The sequence below is a fragment of the Salmonella sp. A29-2 genome (genome assembly GCF_020150755.1).
GTDB lineage: Bacteria > Pseudomonadota > Gammaproteobacteria > Enterobacterales > Enterobacteriaceae > Salmonella > Salmonella enterica.
This window is the reverse complement of record NZ_CP083731.1, coordinates 1,251,969-1,274,715: the sequence shown is the minus strand read 5'-3', so window position 1 is coordinate 1,274,715 and position 22,747 is coordinate 1,251,969. Positions and strand designations below refer to the sequence as shown.

21 protein-coding genes are annotated in these 22,747 nt (G+C 55.5%); 7 read left to right on the top strand and 14 right to left on the bottom strand.

All coding sequences use genetic code 11. The annotated features are described in order from the left end of the window. Positions 1 to 65: 65 nt before the first annotated feature. On the bottom strand, positions 66 to 2,381 hold the full coding sequence (gene pbpC, locus K8W53_RS06125) for a peptidoglycan glycosyltransferase PbpC (RefSeq protein WP_023201541.1): 2,316 nt from the start codon (positions 2,379 to 2,381) through the stop codon (positions 66 to 68). Next, complete coding sequence (locus tag K8W53_RS06120; protein WP_052939470.1) at positions 2,382 to 7,322, bottom strand: alpha-2-macroglobulin family protein; 4,941 nt, start codon at positions 7,320 to 7,322, stop codon at positions 2,382 to 2,384. A gap of 208 nt (positions 7,323 to 7,530) precedes the next feature. Here K8W53_RS06120 and sseA point away from each other — a divergent pair, with 208 nt between their 5' ends. Beyond that, the gene (gene sseA, locus K8W53_RS06115) at positions 7,531 to 8,373 is read left to right on the top strand and encodes a 3-mercaptopyruvate sulfurtransferase (RefSeq protein ID WP_000205251.1); all 843 of its coding nucleotides are present in this window, start codon (positions 7,531 to 7,533) and stop codon (positions 8,371 to 8,373) included. Here sseA and K8W53_RS06110 read toward each other — a convergent pair. After that, positions 8,353 to 8,577 carry a hypothetical protein gene (locus K8W53_RS06110; RefSeq protein WP_024147930.1) on the bottom strand — a complete coding sequence of 75 codons (225 nt, stop codon included), beginning with the start codon at positions 8,575 to 8,577 and terminating at the stop codon, positions 8,353 to 8,355. The genes sseA and K8W53_RS06110 overlap by 21 nt on opposite strands. Before the next feature lie 41 nt (positions 8,578 to 8,618). On the opposite strand from K8W53_RS06110, the gene K8W53_RS06105 reads away from it, so the two are divergent. Together K8W53_RS06105 and timP are read left to right on the top strand one after the other, a co-directional pair. After that, entirely contained in the window at positions 8,619 to 9,287 is a 669-nt protein-coding gene (locus tag K8W53_RS06105) for a DUF5066 family protein (protein WP_023224084.1), read from the top strand. A 415-nt stretch (positions 9,288 to 9,702) separates the two neighbouring features. Further along, positions 9,703 to 9,819, top strand: a complete 117-nt coding sequence (gene timP, locus K8W53_RS23830) for a small toxic inner membrane protein TimP (RefSeq protein WP_242617614.1) — start codon at positions 9,703 to 9,705, stop codon at positions 9,817 to 9,819. Positions 9,820 to 9,855: 36 nt separating this feature from the next. Here timP and sseB read toward each other — a convergent pair whose 3' ends face one another. The 11 genes from sseB to trmJ form a co-directional block, all read right to left on the bottom strand. Then, the gene (gene sseB, locus K8W53_RS06100) at positions 9,856 to 10,632 is read right to left on the bottom strand and encodes an enhanced serine sensitivity protein SseB (protein WP_001662818.1); all 777 of its coding nucleotides are present in this window, start codon (positions 10,630 to 10,632) and stop codon (positions 9,856 to 9,858) included. A gap of 109 nt (positions 10,633 to 10,741) precedes the next feature. After that, positions 10,742 to 12,025: an aminopeptidase PepB gene (gene pepB, locus K8W53_RS06095; protein ID WP_000133546.1), complete on the bottom strand. Its 1,284-nt coding sequence runs from the start codon at positions 12,023 to 12,025 to the stop codon at positions 10,742 to 10,744. A gap of 53 nt (positions 12,026 to 12,078) precedes the next feature. Continuing rightward, on the bottom strand, positions 12,079 to 12,279 hold the full coding sequence (gene iscX, locus K8W53_RS06090; RefSeq protein WP_000523621.1) for a Fe-S cluster assembly protein IscX: 201 nt from the start codon (positions 12,277 to 12,279) through the stop codon (positions 12,079 to 12,081). An 11-nt stretch (positions 12,280 to 12,290) separates the two neighbouring features. Beyond that, positions 12,291 to 12,626, bottom strand: a complete 336-nt coding sequence (gene fdx, locus K8W53_RS06085) for an ISC system 2Fe-2S type ferredoxin (protein WP_001124466.1) — start codon at positions 12,624 to 12,626, stop codon at positions 12,291 to 12,293. 1 nt (position 12,627) lies between these two features. After that, positions 12,628 to 14,478: a Fe-S protein assembly chaperone HscA gene (hscA, locus tag K8W53_RS06080; protein WP_001196653.1), complete on the bottom strand. Its 1,851-nt coding sequence runs from the start codon at positions 14,476 to 14,478 to the stop codon at positions 12,628 to 12,630. A 12-nt stretch (positions 14,479 to 14,490) separates the two neighbouring features. After that, positions 14,491 to 15,006, bottom strand: a complete 516-nt coding sequence (hscB, locus tag K8W53_RS06075) for a co-chaperone HscB (protein ID WP_000384396.1) — start codon at positions 15,004 to 15,006, stop codon at positions 14,491 to 14,493. Between the two features lie 195 nt (positions 15,007 to 15,201). Continuing rightward, positions 15,202 to 15,525, bottom strand: coding sequence for an iron-sulfur cluster assembly protein IscA (gene iscA, locus K8W53_RS06070; protein ID WP_000028952.1), 324 nt, complete (start codon positions 15,523 to 15,525; stop codon positions 15,202 to 15,204). A gap of 28 nt (positions 15,526 to 15,553) precedes the next feature. Beyond that, positions 15,554 to 15,940 (bottom strand): Fe-S cluster assembly scaffold IscU, encoded by a 387-nt coding sequence (gene iscU / locus K8W53_RS06065; RefSeq protein WP_000331704.1) that lies wholly within the window; start codon positions 15,938 to 15,940, stop codon positions 15,554 to 15,556. Between the two features lie 27 nt (positions 15,941 to 15,967). Further along, positions 15,968 to 17,182, bottom strand: a complete 1,215-nt coding sequence (gene iscS / locus K8W53_RS06060; protein WP_000775263.1) for a cysteine desulfurase — start codon at positions 17,180 to 17,182, stop codon at positions 15,968 to 15,970. A gap of 180 nt (positions 17,183 to 17,362) precedes the next feature. Next, a complete protein-coding gene (iscR, locus tag K8W53_RS06055) occupies positions 17,363 to 17,857 on the bottom strand; it encodes a Fe-S cluster assembly transcriptional regulator IscR (protein ID WP_001241346.1) in 495 nt (164 codons plus the stop codon). Between the two features lie 159 nt (positions 17,858 to 18,016). Then, positions 18,017 to 18,748: a tRNA (cytosine(32)/uridine(32)-2'-O)-methyltransferase TrmJ gene (gene trmJ / locus K8W53_RS06050; RefSeq protein ID WP_000940032.1), complete on the bottom strand. Its 732-nt coding sequence runs from the start codon at positions 18,746 to 18,748 to the stop codon at positions 18,017 to 18,019. A 118-nt stretch (positions 18,749 to 18,866) separates the two neighbouring features. Between trmJ and suhB the strand changes: the two genes are divergently transcribed. The 4 genes from suhB (at position 18,867) to asrB (ending at position 22,740) form a co-directional block, all read left to right on the top strand. Beyond that, the gene (suhB, locus tag K8W53_RS06045) at positions 18,867 to 19,670 is read left to right on the top strand and encodes an inositol-1-monophosphatase (RefSeq protein WP_000553467.1); all 804 of its coding nucleotides are present in this window, start codon (positions 18,867 to 18,869) and stop codon (positions 19,668 to 19,670) included. A gap of 144 nt (positions 19,671 to 19,814) precedes the next feature. Next, entirely contained in the window at positions 19,815 to 20,693 is an 879-nt protein-coding gene (locus tag K8W53_RS06040; RefSeq protein WP_023223776.1) for an alpha/beta hydrolase, read from the top strand. A 181-nt stretch (positions 20,694 to 20,874) separates the two neighbouring features. After that, the gene (asrA, locus tag K8W53_RS06035) at positions 20,875 to 21,918 is read left to right on the top strand and encodes an anaerobic sulfite reductase subunit AsrA (RefSeq protein ID WP_000985209.1); all 1,044 of its coding nucleotides are present in this window, start codon (positions 20,875 to 20,877) and stop codon (positions 21,916 to 21,918) included. Positions 21,919 to 21,921: 3 nt separating this feature from the next. Beyond that, entirely contained in the window at positions 21,922 to 22,740 is an 819-nt protein-coding gene (gene asrB, locus K8W53_RS06030) for an anaerobic sulfite reductase subunit AsrB (RefSeq protein WP_000017585.1), read from the top strand. Positions 22,741 to 22,747 lie beyond the last annotated feature (7 nt).

Sequence of the window (22,747 nt, the reverse complement as noted above, 5' to 3'; positions counted from 1 at the left end):
GGAAAAATTAATAATTCTCATTAACTTTAAATTAAATGAAATTCATAATTTATTCTGAAGAGTTGTTAACGTATTAATTCAAAATTAACCGCTGCAACCTGACCGGACTCATCCATTACGACAAGTTGATAACGTCCAGCGATATTGAGTAATAAAGAAAGGCGATTATTTTCGCCATTAACAGGTTCGCCATTTAAAAACCACCAGCGACGCCCTTTGCCGCCGGTAGTCGAGACGGGCAGCGTGACGTTTTCCTGGCCTGGCAGTTGCCTGATCACCGCGCCATCCCTCACTCCTGACAGCATTAACGGCGCGGCATCATTGCCCTGTAGCGGCGGACAGTGGTCGGACGCCGCGGGCAAGCGGGCGCTACGTCTTTCCGCAGGCGGCAGCCACGGCTCCAGCGGCCGCGGCCAGACGATAAACGTATGCGCACGCGCCTGCGGACAGTCGGCAGCGACACGCCGCCCCGTATCATCCAGCCAGACCGGGAAACGAATACCGTTGATGTCTTCCTGCTCAGGTAACAGCAGCGTGGGCGGCTGGCTGTCATCGAGAAGCCATGTCGCCAGGCGGCGGCGACAGTTGCTGTCTCCGGCAGGCAGAGTCTGTCCGCCCGGCCAGCAAATGACGCCGCGGCTTACCGTCTGCGGACGCGGATCTTCCGGCAGGCGTCCCGTATGCGCCAGTAACAGATTATTGACCTGGTTAAGCAATGGCACCGCGCTGGCAAAACCAAATTGCCCCACCACAGGCGTGCCGTCGGGTCTGCCTGTCCAGATGCCGATGATATAGCGCGCGTTAACGCCAATAGCCCACGCATCGCGATAGCCGTAGCTGGTGCCGGTTTTCCACGCCAACGGCACAATGCGCGGCAGCGCGTTATCCGGCAAGGGTTGCGCTTCATCCGCCATAATTCGTCGAATGATCCACGCCGCTCCCGGCGACATTAATGGTCTTTCCGACAGCGGATCGTCCGGCTGTAACCGTAATTTCGCCGCTTTCCCATGACGAGCGAACGCGCTGTATGCCGCCGCCATCTCGTCAAGCCGCGCGCCCGCGCCGCCCAGAATCAGCGAAAGATTGGGCGCCGCGCCAGCAGGCAAATATAGCGGCAGGCCGACGTTACGCAGTTTTGCCGCAAATCGTTTCGGCCCATAGGCTTCAAGCACCTGAACGGCAGGCAGATTCAGCGAGCGTACCAGCGCGTCGCTCATGCTGACCGGGCCGTGAAATCCGCTGTCGAAGTTTCCCGGGCGGTAATCTCCGGTGCGGCGCGGAACGTCCTGTAATAATGATGCGGGATGGATCAAGCCGTCATCCAGCGCCAGACCATACACAAAGGGTTTGAGTACCGATCCCGGCGATCGGATCGCCGTTACCATGTCGACATGACCAAAACGGCTGTCGTCATTAAGGTCTACCGATCCTACCCAACCGCGCACGCTCATATCGGTATGATCGACGACGATCATCGCCAACGAACTGCGTGCAGGCAGCCGCCCTTTCCATGCCCGCGCCAGATCTTCCAGTTGCCGCTGCAATCCGGCGTCCAGCGTGGTCACAATTTTGTCGTTCTGGCTTTTACTCAACATCATTCGGGCAAAAAGCGGCGCCAGTTGCGGCATTTGACGCGGCGCCAGCCAGACCGGTTCTTCACGCGACTCGCGTACCGTTTCGGCAGGCCAGACGCCCTGCGCCGCCATCCGATCCAGCACTTTATTTCGTGCCGCTTCAGCTCTCGCTGGCCAGCGGTCGGGACGTAACCGGCTCGGCGCCTGCGGCAATACGGCCAGCAGCGCCGCGTCAGCGTAGCTCAGGCGCGCGGGCGGCTTGCCGAAGTAGGCCCAGCTTGCAGCGCCAATACCCTGTAGCGTGCCGCCGAACGGCGCGCGGTTCAGGTACAGCGTCAGGATATCGCGCTTGGACAAATGCCATTCAAGCTGGAGGGCGCGCCAAAGCTGGCGGATTTTACCGCCGAACGTGCGCGAATGCGGGTCCAGCAGTCTCGCCACCTGCATAGTCAGCGTACTGCCGCCGGAAATAACGCGCCCGGCGGTAAGATCCTGCCACGCCGCGCGCGCGACGGAGAAAGGGTTAACGCCAGGGTGCCGCCAGAACCAGCGATCTTCGTAATTGATTAGGGCCTCCAGGTAGCGGGGAGAGACCTCTTCAATCGTCACCGGATAACGCCAGATCCCCCCGGCGTCGGCAAAGCGCCACAGCGGCGTACCGTCATGGGCTACCACGACCCGCGCAGGATGGACCTCATTGAGCGGCAGCGGCCAGAGTTTATCCGCTGCCCATAACGCCAGGAAAATAAAAAGCGGCGCGCCCGCCAGCCACAGCCAGCGGCCACGTTTACCACGCCAACCGTTCATTTAAGGCGTCACAATCAGCAGCCCCTCGCTCGCGCCGGTTGCCCGCCACTGAGGCGCGTACATCGATTCCACCTGCGGTTGCGCAAGCTGGTACGTCCCCGGCGTTACCGCGCGCGCCAGGTAGACCAGCGTCACGGGCTGGCCCTCATTGACAACGACGGCAGCCACAAACCGATCGTCGCGGAATTCCATATACTGAATATCCGCCTGCTGCATCTGATTAAGCAGATTTTGCACTTCGCTACCGCTCTCCGGCAGGCTGGCGCTGCTGTCAGCCAGATTCTGGTTTTCCAGCTCCAGCCCGGCCGGGAGCAGGTCCACCACCAGCGCATCCGGCACATTGCGATCGGCCACTACCGTTAACCAGACCAGCACCAGTTCGCCGCTACGCAACGAGGACAGCGATTTGCGCTGACCATCGGTCCCCAGTATTTGTCGTTCAATCTGCAAAACGTTGCTGGCAGGCTCAGGCGCAGATGAGGGATAGCCGCTGCTATCCAGACGCAGCCATAGCGGCTGGCTACCGGTGTTCGTCACCTCAAGGGCGGCCAGCTGGTCAGCATCCAGATTACGGGTCAGCGCCTTGTCGCCCGCCAGCGGCTGCGCCTCTAAAGAGGTCTGCGCCTGCCAGGCGCCCGCGCTGGCCTGTCGCGAATGCGCGGCGAGGAACAAGGCATTGTTCTCCTGGGTAGAGAGCCAGCGCTGACCGAAGGCCTGCTCAGAAAGCGAGCTTAATAGCGCGTTTTGCGCGTCCGGTCTGAGGTTGTTCTCTTCCAGTAACGACAACATCAGAGCGTTATCGCGCAGAGAACTGCCGTAATCCGCTATCCATTGCCGTTCGTCCTTACGCGGCGTATTCAGAGCCAGCGTAATGGCCTCTTCGCCGCGTCTGGCATCACCCATCGTGTTTAACGCGATGCCCAATTGCATCAGCGGCAGTCCTGAAGCCGCCTGACTACGGCGCTCCCAGATTTCGCGCAGCGCGCCGAGCGGCGCTTTCTGCTGACGCGCCAGTACCAGCGCGGCGTAAGCCTGAGCGGCAAAAGTACTGGCCTGGGTATTATCGCTATAACGAATCAGCATCAGCATCGTGCCGGGATCCTGCAGATAGCGCAGCAGTCGCTCATTGCCCCGGTTAATGGCCTCCGGCGGGACGCTATATCCCTGCTCGCCCGAGCGAATGAGGAAATCCATCGCGTAGGCCGTTAGCCAGGGCTCTTCCGCCCCATTTTCATCCCATAGCGCAAAACCGCCGTTATCACGCTGCATCTGTAGTATGCGGGAGATGCCGATATCCACCGCGGCGCGCCGTTTTTCATCGCTATCGCCGGTAATACCGAGCGACTGCAATTGAGCGGCATTAGTATACAGCGCCGGGAATAACCCGCTGGTGGTTTGTTCCAGGCACCCGTACGGATATGCTTTCAGCTCGCGAATGTAGCGCGCCAGATTGAGCGGCGGTTTTCCGCTTAACAGCAGTTGTCCCTGTAACGTGGCTGGCGAGACGTTTGCCAGATGCTGCTCTGGTACATGCCAGCTCTCTCCCGGCGCCAGCGCAATGCCGCTATTTACCGTTTGGGCAGGCCAGGCCGGACGCACGCCGATTTGCCACTGCTTATGCTGCGCGCCGAGGGTTTCTCCCGGCAGATTCAGACCGCTAATGGTCGCCTGGATTTCGCCTTCGCCAAAACCTTCCAGCGCGCGTACCGGAACGAATAAGGTGGTGCGCACGCCCGGCGCCAGGTTGACCGGTTGCGGCTGCTGGCTAAGCAGTTCCAGTAACCCACTGGCGGCGAGCGCAATATTCAGCGTCTGCGGACGGTCGGTCAGATTGGTGACGTCCAGCACCAGTCGCGAAACATCCCCTCCCGCCAGAAAACGCGGCATATTCAGCTCGGCAATCACTGGCGCGGCGACAACGACTTTGCTTTCGCCGCGACCAAAATCGTCCGCTGTCCATGCCTGCGCCATAACCCGCAGTTCGCCGTTAAAGTCGCCAATCGGCAGCGTTACGACCCCTTCGCCCTGCTCATTGAGCGTGATCGGCTGCGCCTGCTGCGCGATGATATTGACATGGTTTACCGGCGGTTTTCCGCCGCGCTTAAGGTCGTCGCCATCGCCGCCAAAACGCAACGCCGCCAGCCGCCCCTGCCCTTCAATGACCTGGCCGTAAATATCGTAGATATCCGCACCGTAGCGTTTTTGACCGAAGAACGCCTGCCACGGGTCCGGCGTCGCGTAATCGGTGATATTCAATACACCGCTATCGACCGCGGAGACCAGCACGTTGATCTGTTTTGGCATTTCGCCGTGTTTAACGCTGGCTTTCACCCTGACGGTGAGCGGCTGATTCGGGCGCATTTTAGCCGGGCTTTCCAGCGCCAGATCGAGGCGGCGATTTTCATCCCCCAGCGGTAGGTGTAGTAACCCCACGGCGCGTTTTGGCGTCGCGGAACGAGATTTATCGCCGGGACGCACCACCAGCGTACTGAGATAGAGATCGTGGCGATTCCAGGTTTTATCCACCGGAATCGTGAGATCCAGACCTTGTGCCGGCACATCGATCGCCTGCCACCACAGCGGACCGTCGCTGGACTCCACCATGGCATAACCTTTACCGGCGACCGGCGCGGCGATATGCAATTTCATGGTGTCGCCTGGACGATAATTCGCTTTATCCAGTTTGAGGGTGACGCGATCCGGACGCGCCGCGCCGCTACCGTCGCTGTTATCCTGCCAGCTATAGCCGGCCCAGAAACGAACGCTGCTGACCGTCTCATTCGGCGCTTTGACCTCCAGACGGTACGCGCCCCATTCCACCGGGAAGCTGACTTTTCCGGTTTCATCCGCGTTCAGATCCAGCGTCTGCTCGCCCTCCACCAGATCTTTTTGATCAAACTGCGACTGCCAGCCTTCGCTTTCCGACCAGTTCCAGTAATAGTCGCGACGCTCGCGGATGAGCCGCACCTGTAAACCGGACACCGCTTTTTTCTCGCCCTGCGCGTTGGCGTAAACAATATCGAATGCGGCGTTGCTGTCTTCGTCGACAATCGGTTGATTAACGGTGGTATCCGTACGGTAGTCGTATACCGCTTTGGCGGCGAACTGTGGACGAATTCCCGGTAACGTATCGGCAGGCCAAATCGGCTGCTCTACGCGACGAGTGACCGGACGACCGCCAGACTCCAGCAGGCTGGCCTGTAGAATTACCTGCAGCGGCGAATGCGCTTCTTGCCACTGGCTGGCAGCACTCACTTCACCACGTCCGCCTTTATCCAACGTCAGTTGAACTTCGTCCAGGCTGCGCGAAAGATTCTCTTCGGCAATATTGCCGAACTGGAAGCCAGGCAAGGCCGCGACAGCGTCGCGCAGCGGACGCAGGAACAGTTGCCCTTGCAGGGTATTGCCGTTAGCAGGCGCGCCATACAAGTAATAGCCGACAACGGAGAATTTCACCTCATCCGCAGGCGCCAGCGGTGTTTTTTGCGCCGTCAGGTTGAGCGCCATCCGCTCCGGCATAAAGTCTTCCACATGGAAATCCCAACTCCGCAGCAAATTATCGCCGGTGTTGGCGCGGACATGCCACAAGCCGGTCGGCGCGTTGATATCCAGCGGATAATTCAAACGGTATAGCCCGTTTTCCGGCTGGCTGACGACGGTACGCATCACCTGTCCGTCTGGTTTTACCACTTCCAGCTTAACGGGTTGATCGGGCAGCGTTTTACCGTCGCTATCGCGCAGTAATCCGTTGAGGATAACCGTTTCGCCCGGTCGGTAGAGATCGCGTGGGCCGAACATAAAGAACTGCTTGCTGTAGCCGGGCGCGCCAGCGACATTAAATTCCGACAGATCCAGCGCCGGAAGCGTGAGATCGAGCAGCGTGGTCTGCTCCTCTTTACGCGCCAGTAATAGCGCCGCCGCTTTATCAGCCTCCAGTTGCACATGTCCCTGCGCGTCGCTCGTCGCCTGCGCCAGCGTCTGACCTTTATCATTCAGAAGAACGATCTCAATTCCCGACTGCGCCGCGCCGTTTTCCAGGCTTTGCGTAAAGATATCCAGCCGATTATGGTAACGGTGCGCGGACACGCCGATATCGCTAAGGGTAAACAACGTAGCGGCATTACTATAGTTGTAGTGTCCAGCCTGATTCATTACCGCCACATATACGCCCGCCTGTTGCAGCGGCTTAATATCGCTTAATGGCAGCAGCAGCTTCTCACGCGTATTGCGCGCCGGATTAAGATCAAAACGACCGGTATAAACCAGATCCGCCATTTTCAGCAGATGGTCGGACTCCCAGTTAGAGAGAGAACTACGGTACTCCCACTGGCTGACAAATGACGCCAGCGATCCGGGCTTAACGCGGAAAAAGTTCACATCAACGTGGTTGACGTTAAGCGCCATGACCGGCAATCCTTCCGCGATTTTCCCCGGTAGCAGCGATCCCCGGCTGGCAAAGCCGACGCTGGGCTGGACATCACGCGTGGTAATCGTTTTTTCATAAGACTTGCCGAAGGTGGCGTTATTCAGCGCCTTAACGGTGGGATCAACCGTGACCACCAGCACGCGCTCAGGTTCCAGATGACGTAACCTTAGCTCTTTTAAATTTGGCGCCAGCTCCCATGCGCCGTCAACGCTGCCGCTTTTCTTATCAACCACGTGAACCACACGGGAGAAATCCTGTTCAGGATCTAAAGGAATTGAAAACGTCAGCACCAGCGTCGCCGCGCCGTCAAGCTGCGCTTCGGAGGCGTCTAATAGCGTGAGCGCTTTGCCCTGGCTTTGCTGCGCCAGCTTTTGTAGCTGTGCCGGGTCTTGCGCGGGCGAGGGCTGCGCTACGGCTGGCGCTTCGCTTTTAGTCGTCGGGGCGGTTTTATCGTTGTTATCGCATCCCGCCAGCGCCAGCATGATCATGCAGGCCACCACGCGTAAATGTTTCATCTTTCATCCCTGGCCTTAACGGCCTGTCAGCAACGGTTGATGAGATATTATGCGCGAGAAATTTTATTGTGTAAGTCCGTATTACTGTGATGATGCGAAAATTTTACGCAGAAATGTGGTTTCGCCAGCCAAAACAGCCTCTTCTACTTGTCCCTTTTCGGGAAACGTCCGACAATTTGATCATAATCAGGTAACAATGGAGATGCCCATGACCACCGCCTTTTTTGTCGCCGCCGACTGGCTTGCCGAACATATTGATGATCCGGAAATACAGATTCTTGACGCCCGTATGGCGCCGCCAGGACAGGAACATCGTGATATGGCGGGCGAATATCGCGCCGGACATATTCCCGGCGCGCTGTTTTTTGATATTGAAGCGCTTTCCGATCGCGCATCGCCGTTGCCGCATATGATGCCGCGCCCGGAAGCGTTTGCGGTGGCCATGCGTGAACTGGGTGTTCGTCAGGATAAACACCTGGTCATATACGATGAAGGCAATCTGTTCTCCGCTCCGCGGGCGTGGTGGATGCTGCGCACGTTCGGTGCCGAGAAAGTGTCCATTCTGGCGGGCGGACTGGCGGGCTGGCAGCGCGACGAATGGCTATTGCGCGAAGGCGAGGAAGCGCATGAAGGAGGCGAGTTTGAGGCGAAATTCACGCCGCAAGCCGTGGTGCGTCTCACCGACGTATTGCTGGCAAGCCATGAAAAAACCGCGCAAATCGTTGACGCGCGTCCGGCGGCGCGTTTTAACGCTCAGGCTGATGAACCACGTCCGGGACTGAGGCGCGGACACATTCCTGGCGCGCTAAACGTCCCGTGGACGGAACTGGTGTATGAGGGCGAATTAAAGACCACTGACGAACTGAATGAGGTTTTTTTCAGCCACGGCGTGAGTTTCGACAGACCGATTATCGCCAGTTGCGGTTCCGGCGTGACGGCCGCGGTCGTGGTGCTGGCGCTCGCCACGCTGGATGTGCCTGACGTCACGCTTTACGACGGCGCGTGGAGCGAATGGGGCGCGCGTACCGATTTACCGGTTGAACCCGCTTAATATCTGCCATGCCGGATGGCGCTCACGCTTATCCGGCCTACCGTTCAGGCTGATGTAAAACGATCTACAGACATTGTTTTTATTCAGCTCTTTTCCTCTGTCCTGCAAACGGGCATTATTTTCTCTTAATAAAATCCTATTTTTTATCGGTAAATACTTTACGCCGGGTATAAGGAGTATCATCACCGCTGTTTTGGTTTTCACCGGGAAATAACTCCTGTAAATATAATTTTTAAGGATGGAAAATGAATATTTCACTCGCTAATTTAATTGAGCTAGTTAAAAAGGTTAACCGCAATAAGGTGCCTAATCCTATGCCTGCCGAGGAAATAAGTCGTCTGCGAGTGCGTAAGTATCGCGATCCGCAAAATACGGAAACCACTGAGTTACCTGAAAGCCTGAAGGCGCTACTGGCCTACGACCGCGATCTACTTAGCAATTATAATATGCCTGTGATTGAAACATTACAAAGATCTATTGATAAAGAGGGAGTAATTCATTCTTACTCCCCTGATGAAGAGGCGTATTACGGCGTTGGCATGGATGGCTCAGGTATTGATATTGAAGATCTGATGCCTGTCTGGAGTAACGATCCCCGTCTTCCGGCATTAATTCGTATCGATCATGTCGGCGATCAGGCCATTTTTATCTATATCACAGAACGGGATGCCAACGGCGAATACCCTATTGCCCGCATGGAACGTAATGAATTCTGGCTGGCGGAGTCTTCTCTGGTGGAATATCTCTATAATATTATTTCGGGCGCTAAAGACATTGGCTTTACCGAAGAGGATTTACATCTTTCGCAATGGAAGGCACAGCAAAAAATGAATGAAAAACGCGATGCCGCTTTACTTGACCTGGAGGATTATCATGAGGCGTTTTGGGCAAAACTGGACGCGCTCGGCGATTAATCGACATGCTGTCGGGTGGCGCTCACGCTTATCCGGCCTACCGTTCAGGCTGATTTAAAACGAATCTACATAAATTCGGTTTAAGCAGGTCACAAAAAAACCGCTCAATTGAGCGGTTTTTTTGTGCTGGTCCGGTTCGCGGCCTTTCCAGCAGGCTTTGTTGCCATAGCAACGCAGGCACACCACAGTAGGTAAATACTCCCTTTTAAGGAGAGCAAAGTCAAGTTAATTCACGACGAAACTATTCAGCATTTGAGGTATTATCTTTCCCGGCCCTCTCCGCCGTCTCGCAAACGGGCGCTGGCTTCAGGAGAGGATAACCCATGGCCGTAAGCGCAGGCACACCACAGTGCCTGCTATCACGGCATTATCGCCAGCGGTGCTGCCGTGATGCGGTCTTCGCAAGGACCGCAACATGAAGGTACGATGCTTTTGTGTCGTGCTTCTTGTTTCTGGCACGTTGTGTCTTCACGCAGACAGAAGCTACCCAGGTAATTCTGTTCCCGTAACGCTCAATTTCCAGAGCAGGTAAGCCAGGAGGCCGCCCTGTTGGGCGGCTTTCTTTTCTTCAGATGATGCGGTTCTGTTTAAAATCGCGCAGGAACCCGCCCCAGCGGCGCTCGTAGAACGGCGCGATATGCTCGGTGATAAAGTGGCTGATACCCTGCTCGCCCTTTCTCACCTGACAAATATCGATCGGTTCGTCCCCCGGTAACGTGTCGGTCGCCACATTGCCCGCTGCGTGAATGATCTCTTCAATCTCGCCGTCAGCCTCAATGCCAATCAGCAGATTGGGTTGGGCGTCCGCATGTTCTTTAATCGCGCAGAGAAACGCGCGTTTCACCGGTTTGATGGTTTTAAACAGCGTAGTGAGGGAATCAATCATCTGCGACGGCGGCTCGGCCACTTCGGATAAAATAAGCGACTCGCCGCCTTCCAGCACTTCCTGCGTACTTAATGGGCTGCTTTCCTCAGCGAGAAGCAGGCTGATTTCACGCGGCATAAACTCTTTGCCGGTCGGCAATTTAGCGTTGAGGAATAGCGTTTCGCCAAGCGTCATTTCAAACAGCGTGCGCGCCGGCATCACCACAAACGCCTGTTCGTCTTCCACGGCCTGCTGCAGCGCCTCCAGAGAAGTAAAGAAGGGAATGACGGTCGTGCCGTCTTCTTTTTCCCAGTGCTGCAAATCCAGAGCGCTGTCTTCCACTATCGCCTCGCCTTCGGCAGCGCTGCCCGGCACCCAGACGGTGGACTCCAGTAAGGTACGGAAAAATGCCGGACGATGCGCGGGCTCAGTCGCCGCTTTCTCCAGCAAGATTTCTAATTCATTTTTAGTTTCGGACATAGGAATCACAAATTATGTATATGGGTTGTAGGCCTGATAAGACGCACGGCGTCGCCATCAGACAAAATGCCGGGTGGCGCTTCGCTTACCCGGCCTACAAAAACACCGTTCAGGCGGTCAGCAAATTCGCGATGGTGCGCACACCCAGACCGGTTGCCCCGGCAGCCCACTGCTCAACCGGCGCTTTGCGATAAGTGGCGGAACAGTCAATGTGCAGCCAGCCTTCGCGGTAATTTTCAACAAAGTGCGACAGAAAACCCGCGGCGGTGCTTGCCCCAGCGGGATACGCCGCGCTGCCGGTGTTGTTCAGTTCCGCAAAGTTAGACGGCAGCTGGTTACGGTGGAACTCCGCCAGCGGCAGACGCCAGAACGGTTCATTCTCTTGCGCCGCGCTGGTCAGCAAGCGCCCCGCCAGCGTATCGTCAAAACTGAATAGCGCATGGTAGTCGTTACCCAGCGCCGTTTTCGCCGCGCCGGTTAACGTCGCCATATCAATGATTAGCTGCGGGTGTTGCGCGCTGGCGTCAATCAGGCCATCCGCCAGTACCAGTCGCCCTTCCGCATCGGTATTCATGACTTCGACATTCTTACCATTACGGTAGCGAATAATATCGCCCAGTTTAAACGCATTGCCGCTGATCAGATTATCGGCGCAGCACAGGAACAGTTTTACGCGTTTATTCAGCCCACGGGTAATGGCGAACGCCAGCGCGCCTGTTACTGTCGCCGCGCCGCCCATATCGGATTTCATTGAGTCCATAAAAGCGCTTTGTTTGATACTGTAGCCGCCGGAGTCAAAGGTAATACCTTTACCGACCAGGCAGGCATAAACCGGCGCATCTTTGTCTCCCGTCGGGTTGTAATCCAGCGCCAGCAGCACCGGCGGACGCTCAGAACCACGGCCTACGGTATGCAACCCCATATAGTTCTGCTCGCGCAGATCTTCGCCTTTGGTGATACGGTAAGTGACGCTATCGCACGCGACGCTACACAGCAGATCCACCGAGCGCTGCGCCAGTTGCTCCGGCCCAAGCTCTTCCGCCGGAGCATTAATGGTGTCGCGCACCCAGTCAATAATAGTCAGGCGGTTATCCAGCTCCTGACGTTGGGCATCGTCTAAATCCGGCCACATTACGGTACGGACGCCTTTTGGTCCTTTGTAACCCGCCCAGAATGCCCAACAACGCTCGGTATCCCATCCTTCGCCTGTCAGCGCGACCTGTTTTATTCCCAGGCCGTCGATTTTACGCGCCGCACGCTGGATCAACCCCAGATCGTCTTTACCGTTAAGATGCAAGGTAATACCATCGTTATTAATACTGTAAGTGGCTTTATCGCCCCAGCGCGCATCGGCAGGCTGCGTGGAAAGCGTAATTTTCATGGCTTCTGTCATTGTTATTTTCCTTATTAGCAAACGGGCCGCCGTAGGGCAGCCCGTTATTTGACTTACTCTGCTTCATCCAACCAGACTAGCAGAATCGCCTCCAGAATTTTTTCATTGGATGCGTTAGGGTCGTCGTCAAAATCGTCCAGTTCGCAGATCCACTGATGCAGATCGGTGAAACGAACGGTTTTAGGATCGACATCAGGATATGCGTCGTATAACGCTTCGCCGATCTCGCGGCTATCGGTCCACTTGAGTCCCATACTACCCTCTGTTAATGCTCACGCGCATGGTTGATTGTGTAACGTGGAATTTCGATAACCAGATCGTCGTCGGTAACGCGGGCCTGGCAGCTCAGTCGACTTTCCGGCTCCAGCCCCCACGCTTTATCCAGCATATCGTCTTCTTCTTCCGAACTTTCCGGCAAGGAGTCGAAGCCTTCACGTACAATACAGTGACAGGTGGTGCAGGCGCACGATTTCTCACAGGCGTGTTCAATCTCGATGCCGTTGCGCAGCGCAACGTCAAGAATGGTTTCACCGGTCTCAGCTTCCAGAACTGCGCCATCCGGACAAAGATCCTGATGAGGCAGAATAACAATCTTCGGCATGTTAAACCTCGTCTACGGAATGGCCTTTCAACGCGCGACGAACCGACTGGTCCATGCGGCGAGCGGCAAATTCCTGGGTTTGTTTATCTACGTTTTTAATGGCTTGTTCTATGGCGTCAACATCATCGCCTTGTGCGACCGCGCTTAAATGTGCGGCGGCATCATCAATGCATTGACGTTCTGCGGCGCTTAACAGCGCGGCGTCGGCAGTTAGCGCGCCGGTCAAACTTTCCAGCACGCGCGCGGCTTCGACTTTTTGCTCCGCCAGCATACGCGCTTTCACGTCCTGCTCGGCAAAACTCATGGAATCCTTGATCATCGAGGCGATTTCGCCATCGGTCAGGCCATAGGAAGGTTTGACCTGAATGGAGGCCTCGACGCCGGTGGATTTTTCCATTGCGGTGACGCTCAACAGGCCATCGGCGTCTACCTGGAAGGTCACGCGAATATGCGCCCCGCCCGCCGGCAGCGGCGGAATCCCGCGCAGCGCAAAGCGCGCCAGCGAGCGGCAGTCCTGCACCAGTTCGCGTTCGCCCTGCATCACATGGATAGACATCGCGGTCTGGCCGTCTTTGAAGGTGGTGAAATCCTGCGCGCGCGCCACCGGGATAGTGGTGTTGCGCGGAATGACTTTTTCCACCAGGCCGCCCATCGTTTCCAGCCCAAGAGAGAGTGGAATCACGTCCAACAGCAGCATTTCGCTGTCCGGCTTGTTGCCGACCAGAATATCGGCCTGAATCGCTGCGCCGATAGCGACCACTTTATCCGGGTCGATAGCGGTTAACGGCGTGCGGCCAAAAAATTCGCCCACCCGCTCACGAACCAGCGGTACACGGGTCGAACCGCCGACCATGACCACTTCCAGAACGTCCTGGGGCTCAACGCCAGCATCTTTCAATGCGCGACGGCAGGCCAATAGCGTGCGCTTAACCAGCGCGGAAATGAGATCGTTAAACTGCTCGCGAGTGATCTCCCCCTGCCAGCCCGCAACGTTAACGCGAACGGTATCGGCATCGCTTAAGGCGATTTTCGCCGCAATCGCGGCATCCAGCAGTTCGCGCTGAACGCGATTGTCGCTACGATCGGCAATTCCCGCCTGCTCGCGAATATAGTCCGCCAGCAGATGGTCAAAGTCGTCGCCGCCGAGCGCAGAATCACCGCCCGTCGCCAGCACTTCAAACACCCCGCGGCTCAGGCGTAAAATAGAGATATCGAAGGTACCGCCGCCGAGATCGTAAACAGCAATAACGCCTTCTTTGCCTGAGTCCAGACCGTAGGCAATCGCCGCCGCCGTCGGTTCGTTGAGCAGGCGCAGTACATGCAGGCCCGCCAGCCGCGCGGCGTCTTTCGTCCCCTGACGTTGGGCATCATCGAAATAGGCGGGAACGGTAATCACCACGCCATCCAGCTCGCCGGAGAGCGATTCGCTAGCCCGCGCGGCCAGCGCTTTGAGAATATCAGCCGATACGCGTACCGGATTGAGCAATCCAGCCGCCGTGTCAATCATCGGCAGCCCATTAACGCTTGCCTTAAACCGGTAAGGCAGATGCGGATAGCGCGCCTGGATATCCGCCAGCGAGCGTCCCATCATGCGTTTCACAGAGCTGATAGTGTTGGCCGTATCCTGCGCGGCATTGTCACGCGCAGCGTAACCGACCGTATGGCCCTGCTGCTGATAGTGAACCACTGAAGGCAACAGGTGGCGCCCTTCGTGGTCAGGCAGAGTTTCCGCCTGGCCGCTGCGAACTGTCGCAACCAGAGAGTTGGTAGTGCCTAAGTCGATGCCCGCCGCCAGACGACGCTGATGCGGCGCGGCGCTCAGACCAGGCTCACTAATTTGTAATAAGGCCATGTTAGATTCCAGTTAAAAATCGAGCAGCTTTTCTTCGAGTTGTTCTGCGCTGCTTCGCAGTTTATCGAGAAACCGCAGTTTGCGCACCGTATCCGCCGCCGCGTCCCACGCGGCGTTGTCCAACTGTTCCACCATTTGCTGAAGACGAGCATCAAACATCTTTTGTACGCGTTTGATGAAGCTTTCCAGCCGCGCGTCGTCTTTTGATTGTTCGATATCGTCCAGCTCTTCGCGAAGCGTGAGTTGTTCCATCAGAAACGCTGTGTCGCGTACCGTATGCTGCTCGCTGGCCAGATCGAACCCGTGTAAGGAAAGCAGATACTCCGCGCGCGTCAAAGGGTGACGCAGCGTTTGCCAGGCCTGGTTGATCGTGGCGGATTGCTGGACGGCGGCAAGCTGCTGCGCCTGGGTGCCATTGGCAAATTTGTCAGGGTGATACTGGCGTTGCAGATCCTGAAAACGAAGGCTCAGCGCCTGGGTGTCAATCTGATAACGGGCTGGTAAGCCAAAGAGGGTGAAGTAATCCATAACATTCTCAGGGATAGCCTGTCAGAACAAACCCCACACGCAGGCGACCACGGTGGGGTTATACCTTCTTACTTCGCGCCGCAGATGCGTTGTCTGCGCGGGTTCCCCCAGTCACTTACTCAAGTAAGCGCCTGGGGATTCACTCGCTTGCCGCTTTTCTGCAGCACGAATGCTCGGTATAACAGCGGAACACGGTTACACGTGGAAGCTTTCGCCGCAACCACACTCATCTTTCACATTCGGGTTGGAGAATTTAAACCCTTCGTTCAGACCTTCTTTTACGAAGTCCAGCTGTGTACCGTCCAGAAATTGCAGGCTCTTGCCGTCAACCACTACCTTAACGCCTTTGTCTTCAAACACGGTGTCTTCCGCCGTTGGCTCGTCAACAAATTCCAGTACATAAGCCATACCTGAGCAGCCGGAGGTTCTCACGCCCAGACGCAGACCAAACCCTTTACCACGGTTGGCCAGGAAGGTATTAACTCGCGCTGCTGCACTGTCGCTAAGTGTAATCGACATAACAAAACCTCAATGTTAACGTTCTATTTTATTTCGCTTCGCGTTTGCTTTTGTAATCCGCAATAGCGGCTTTAATCGCGTCTTCCGCCAGAATAGAGCAGTGAATTTTCACCGGCGGCAGCTCCAGTTCGTCTGCAATGTCGGTGTTTTTAATCGCCTGCGCTTCGTCCAGGGATTTCCCTTTCACCCACTCCGTTACCAGAGAACTGGAGGCGATAGCGGAACCGCAGCCGTAAGTCTTGAAGCGCGCATCTTCAATGATACCTTCATCGTTAACTTTAATCTGCAACTTCATGACGTCGCCGCAGGCCGGAGCGCCAACCATGCCGCTTCCCACGTTATCGTCGTTGTTGTCAAACGACCCTACGTTACGCGGGTTCTCATAGTGATCGATTACTTTTTCGCTGTAAGCCATTATAAATTCTCCTGATTCCGATACCGATTAATGATGTGCCCATTCGATGCTGTTCAGATCCACACCCTGCTTGTACATTTCCCACAGTGGAGAAAGGTCACGCAGACGGCCAATGGATTTACGAACCAGATCAATGGTGTAGTCGATCTCTTCTTCAGTGGTAAAACGACCTAAAGAGAAACGGATAGAGCTATGCGCCAGCTCGTCATTCATGCCCAACGCGCGCAGCACGTAGGACGGTTCCAGACTGGCGGAGGTGCAGGCGGAACCGGAAGAGACCGCCAGGTCTTTCAGCGCCATGATCAGCGACTCGCCTTCAACGTAGTTAAAGCTCACGTTGAGAATGTTTGGCGCGCCCTGCTCAAGGTCGCCGTTCAGGTAAACTTCTTCAATATCTTTGATGCCGTTCCACAGACGGTTACGCAGACCACGCAGACGGGCCATTTCGGTCTCCATCTCTTCTTTCGCGATACGGTAAGCTTCGCCCATGCCGACGATCTGGTGAACAGGCAGCGTACCAGAGCGCATACCGCGTTCGTGCCCGCCGCCATGCATCTGCGCTTCAATGCGAATACGCGGCTTACGACGCACATACAGCGCGCCAATGCCTTTCGGACCATAAATTTTATGACCGGAGAAGGACATCAGATCCACTTTCAGTTGGCTCAGGTCGATAGGCAGTTTGCCCACGCTCTGGGTGGCGTCAACGTGGTAGATGATACCGCGCGCGCGGCACATTTCGCCGATGGTCGCGATATCCTGCACCACGCCGATTTCGTTGTTCACGTGCATGATGGAAACCAGAATGGTGTCGTCACGCATCGCTGCTTCGAGCTCGTTGAGATCGATGATGCCGTTGCGCTGCGGCGCCAGGTAGGTCACTTCAAACCCTTCGCGCTCAAGCTGACGGCAGGTGTCCAGCACCGCTTTGTGCTCGGTCTTGCTGGTGATGATGTGCTTGCCTTTTTTCTGATAAAAGTTGGCAGCGCCTTTAATCGCCAGGTTATCGGACTCCGTCGCCCCTGAGGTAAAGACGATTTCACGCGGGTCGGCGCCGACCAGTTCAGCAATCTGGTTGCGGGCGATATCGACGGCTTCTTCAGCCTGCCAGCCGAAACGGTGTGAACGAGACGCCGGGTTCCCAAAGGTTCCGTCCAGGGTCAGAAACTGCATCATTTTCTCGGCAACACGCGGGTCCACCGGCGTGGTTGCGGAGTAGTCGAGATAAATCGGTAATTTCATTGCTCTTAAACTCCGTACATCACTCAATGCAAGGAATCAGGCAACCGGCTGGATGTACGACCGTGTTGACGGGACGTCCGCGTCCCGGCCTGATTCTGAATTCTTTTTTACGCTTCATCCTTCAGACGACCGCGGCATTCACCGCATGAGGCCACCAGAAGAGATGGCGTAATATTTTAATTAAGCGCGTAATTTAACGTCGATAGCGTCCTGCGCACGACCACTGGCGCGCGGCGCGTCATGCGTGTGCTGGCGACCAGACACATCCAGAACTTCCTGGTTATTCACCAGCTCGCCTAAAGTAATATTGTTGAGAAAACCGGTCAGACGATCGCTTAAATCACGCCACAGCGCATGGGTCAGGCATTTATCGCCGCCCTGGCAGCCGCCTTTCCCCTGGCAACGGGTCGCGTCAACGGATTCATCAACCGCGCTGATCACTTCGCCGACCGCAATACTGCCAGCATCTTTACCCAGCAGATAACCGCCGCCTGGCCCGCGTACGCTGGAAACCAGACCGTTTTTACGTAAACGGGAAAATAGCTGTTCCAGATAAGAAAGGGAAATCCCCTGACGTTCAGAAATATCAGCCAACGGTACCGGGCCCGCTTCGGAGTTGAGCGCAACGTCTAACATTGCGGTCACGGCATAACGCCCTTTAGATGTCAGTCTCATGTCTTACTTAACCTCAAACTCGCCCCTGCCCGGGGTTTTTTATTGTAAAATGGGGGTATTGCATAGCAGGGACAAGTCTGACATTCCCGAGTAATTTGGTCAACTATTTACTTGAGTAAATTAGTCAGGTATTTAGCGTTCCGTGCGATATTGACGCGGTTACTTGCCTTTATTCTGCTGCTCAATAGACGCCAGAATCCCACGCAGAATATTCAACTCCTGGCTTTCCGGGCGGGCGCGGGTAAACAGACGGCGCAATTTATTCATCACCTGCCCCGGATGGTTTTCGCGAATAAAGCCAGTGGAGAGCAACGTCTGCTCCAGGTGGCCGTAGAAACGTTCAAGATCGTCCACCAGCGGATACGGCGTCTCTTCATGATCTGCCGCGTCGCCGTTTTCCTGCGTCGCCAGCCAGGCCATACGGACTTCATACGCGATGACCTGTACCGCCATCGCCAGATTCAACGAGCTGTACTCCGGGTTAGCGGCAATCGCGACGTGATAATGGCATTTTTGCAACTCATCGTTAGTCAGCCCGACACGCTCACGACCAAAAACCAGCGCAACCGGCGTATTTGCCGCTTCCGCCACGCTTTTTAAGCCGCACTCGCGCGGATCAAGCATCGGCCACGGCAGAGTGCGGGAACGGGCGCTGGTGCCGACCACCAGGCTACAGCCAGCCAACGCTTCGTCCAGCGTATCAACGATCTGCGCATTACCGATCACATCGCTGGCGCCTGCCGCCAGGGCGATGGCCTGGGAGTCCGGTTTCACTAACGGGTTTACCAGCCACAGGTTAGTTAAGCCCATGGTTTTCATAGCGCGAGCCACAGAGCCCATATTGCCGGTGTGGGAGGTTTCCACCAGCACAATTCGAATGTTTTGCAGCATTGTCTTTCTTCAGCTAAAGATTATTCTGACATCTTACCATAAAACCAAGACAGATTCCGATCTCGCTGCTATACTCTGCGCCGTTTTCCCGTTCTTTAACATCCAGTGAGAGAGACCGATGCATCCGATGCTGACCATCGCCGTGCGCGCAGCGCGCAAGGCGGGTAATGTAATTGCCAAAAACTATGAAACTCCGGACGCTGTAGAAGCGAGCCAAAAAGGCAGTAACGATTTTGTGACCAACGTAGATAAGGCCGCTGAAGCGGTAATTATCGACACCATTCGCAAATCTTACCCGCAACACACTATTATCACCGAAGAAAGCGGTGAGCACGTTGGCACAGATCAGGATGTTCAATGGGTTATCGATCCGCTGGATGGCACCACCAACTTCATCAAACGTCTGCCACACTTCGCTGTTTCCATTGCTGTACGCATTAAAGGCCGTACTGAAGTGGCTGTCGTTTACGATCCGATGCGTAACGAACTGTTCACCGCCACCCGCGGTCAGGGCGCGCAGCTGAACGGCTACCGTCTGCGCGGCAGTACCGCTCGCGATCTGGACGGCACTATTCTCGCTACCGGCTTCCCGTTCAAAGCCAAACAATACGCGACCACCTACATTAATATTATCGGCAAGCTGTTCACCGAATGCGCCGATTTCCGCCGCACCGGTTCCGCCGCGCTGGATCTGGCCTATGTGGCTGCAGGTCGTGTCGATGGTTTCTTTGAAATTGGCCTTCGTCCGTGGGATTTCGCCGCGGGCGAACTGCTGGTTCGTGAAGCGGGCGGTATCGTCAGCGATTTCACCGGCGGTCATAACTACATGATGACCGGTAATATCGTGGCGGGGAATCCGCGCGTCGTTAAAGCCATGCTGGCGAATATGCGCGACGAACTGAGCGATGCGCTGAAGCGCTAAGTCTCTTCGGCGGATGGGGCCACTCATCCGCCGTGCCTTTTCAGGCGTTTTTCCTAAACACAGCCTCATCGCTTTACTTGCCTGCATGTTTTTGTACGATCGCTCCCTGCTCCGCTATTGGCATAAAGCGGCAAGGAAGCGAACATGACCCTTCAACATACCCGACGCATCGTCAAATCCCTTTTTATTCTGTTTATTATTGTGGTCTGTATTTACCTGCTACCCCGCGTAGCGATCAATGCCTTTTATTACCCGGACAATAAAGTCTATGGGCCAGCCCCTGCCGAAGCTGAATCCATTACCTTTACCGCCAAAGATGGCACGCATCTGCACGGCTGGTTTATTCCCACTGCTTTCGGCAGGCCGGAAAACGCCGTCGCGACGGTGATTCATGTCCATGGCAACGCCGGAAATATGTCGGCGCACTGGCCGTTAGTCAGCTGGCTGCCAGAACGCAACGTAAACCTGTTTATGTTTGATTACCGTGGTTTTGGCGAATCGGAGGGCACCCCATCACAAGAAGGGCTACTGGATGATACGAAAAGCGCGATAGATTATGTGCGGCATCGTGCCGACGTTAACCCCGAGCGCCTGGTACTGCTGGGGCAGAGCCTGGGCGGTAATAATGTGCTGGCCGCCGTAGGCCACTGCGTAGGCTGCGCAAATATGCGCTACGCCGACCAGGCGGGCATACGTGCGATTATCCTCGACTCAACGTTTTTATCCTATTCCTCCATCGCCAACCAGATGATCCCGGGCAGCGGCTATTTGCTTGATGACCGCTATAGCGCGGATCGCAATATTGCCAGCGTCAGCCCCATTCCGGTATTGATTCTTCATGGCACGGCAGACCATGTTATTCCCTGGCAGGACAGTGAGAAATTGTATGCCCTCGCCCGGGAGCCCAAACAAAAAATCTTCATTCCTGACGGCGATCACATTGATGCTTTTTCCGGACGTTATGCAAACCTTTACCGTGATGCAATGATTAAATTTATTCAGACCGCGCTATCCGCTAAATAGCGCGACGCTGTATATATGCATATTTTATGATTAAGAATATATTTATTATACCGATAGTAAAAACCATTTTTTCCCGTTAGCGAAGGCGGTGGATTAGCGCTAGCGTAACAGTAATATTCAACTGATTTTTATAACAATTTATTTTCATTTGTTTTTCCTGAATATTACTGTGGAGTATGTGATGGCTATCAAAATTACGCCTGACGAGTTTAGTTTGCTTATCCAGCGATTAAACAAAAAATGGCGCGTGTTTGCCCCGTCCGCAGAGTTTCGCGGCGGACGTTTTTCCGACACTGACAACATTATTTATCAACGGATTAGCGGCTGGCGCGATCTCATCTGGCACGAGAAATCGCACATGTCGCCGAATACCATTATCGCCCCTATCACCGAAACGCTCTTTTATTTCGATAAAGACACCATCCAAATTGCCGAGACAGACACTTCCCCGATAATCATCTTTGCCCGCGCCTGCGACATTAACGCCATGTCGCGGCTGGATTATATGTATTTATCAAATGGGAATAATTCCGATTACAGTTACCAACTGCTACGGGAGCATATTCGTTTCGTCCTTATTGAGTGTGAAGAAAGCTTCGAAAATTGTTTCTGCGTCTCAATGGGTACCAATAAAACTGACTGTTATAGCGCCGCCATGCGTTTTAGCGATGAGGGCGCGCTTGTCAGCATCCGCGATCCCTTTATCGAGGCGGCGATACAAGGGCTGGGGCAGGAGGCTGACTATACCCCCTCTTTCGTCAGCGAAAACCGGGAAACCGTCGTCACGCCGGACAGCGTTTGCCGCGATCCGCAAAAAATTCGCGACATTCTCACCCGCCACCCGCTATGGGACGCCTACGACAGCCGCTGCATCAGTTGTGGCCGCTGCACTACCGGGTGCCCAACCTGTACCTGCTATAGCGTCTTTGACGTCGCCTATGATGAAAATCCGCAGCGCGGCGAACGCCGTCGCCAGTGGGCAAGCTGCATGGTGCCGGGCTTTAGCGACATGGCCGGCGGTCATGGTTTTCGCGAAAAACCCGGCGAGCGTCTGCGCTACCGCGCCCTGCATAAGGTCAATGACTACAAAGCGCGCAACGGCATTGAACATATGTGCGTCGGCTGCGGCCGCTGCGACGATCGCTGCCCGCAATACATCAAATTTTCTTTGATTATCAATAAAATGACTGCTGCCGTTCGGCAGGCGCTGGCAGAGGAGGCATAACGCATGTCACATTGTTCCTGTCATGATAAACCGCAGCACAGTTTGCTGCCTGCGGCGTACCGCATCCTCAGTATTACTCGCCACACGCCGCTGGAGTGGAATTTCCGCGTGGCCGTCGATTTTCCCGCGCACTGGGGGCAATTTGTTGAGGTGTCGCTGCCGCGCGTTGGCGAAGCGCCCATCTCCGTTTCCGACTATGGCGACGGCTGGATAGATCTGCTGATTCGTAATGTCGGAAAAGTGACCAGCGCCCTCTTTACGCTGAAAGAAGGCGACAACGTATGGCTACGCGGCTGCTATGGCAATGGCTATCCGGTCGATACGCTGCGCCATAAACCCTTACTGGTTGTCGCAGGCGGCACGGGCGTCGCGCCGGTGAAAGGCTTAATGCGCTATTTCGTTGAGAATCCCCAGGAAATTGGTCAACTGGATATGATTCTCGGCTATAAAAATCGCGATTGCGTGCTGTACAAAGAAGAAATGGCGACGTGGCACGGCAAACATAATCTGGTGCTCACGCTGGATGAAGGCGAGGCTGATGACCGTTACCAGATTGGCCGGGTGACCGATCGGCTTGCCGACATGACGCTTAGCGATATCGACACCATGCAGGCCATCGTCGTTGGGCCGCCAATAATGATTACCTTTACCGTAAAAATGCTGCTGCAAAAAGGGCTCAAGCCGGAGCAAATCTGGGTGGACTACGAACGCCGGATGGCTTGCTCCGTAGGGAAGTGCGGCCACTGCCGTATGGGCGAAGTGTATGTCTGCACCGACGGCCCGATATTTAACTACGCCGTCGCGCAACGTTTTGCCGATTAAGGAGAAC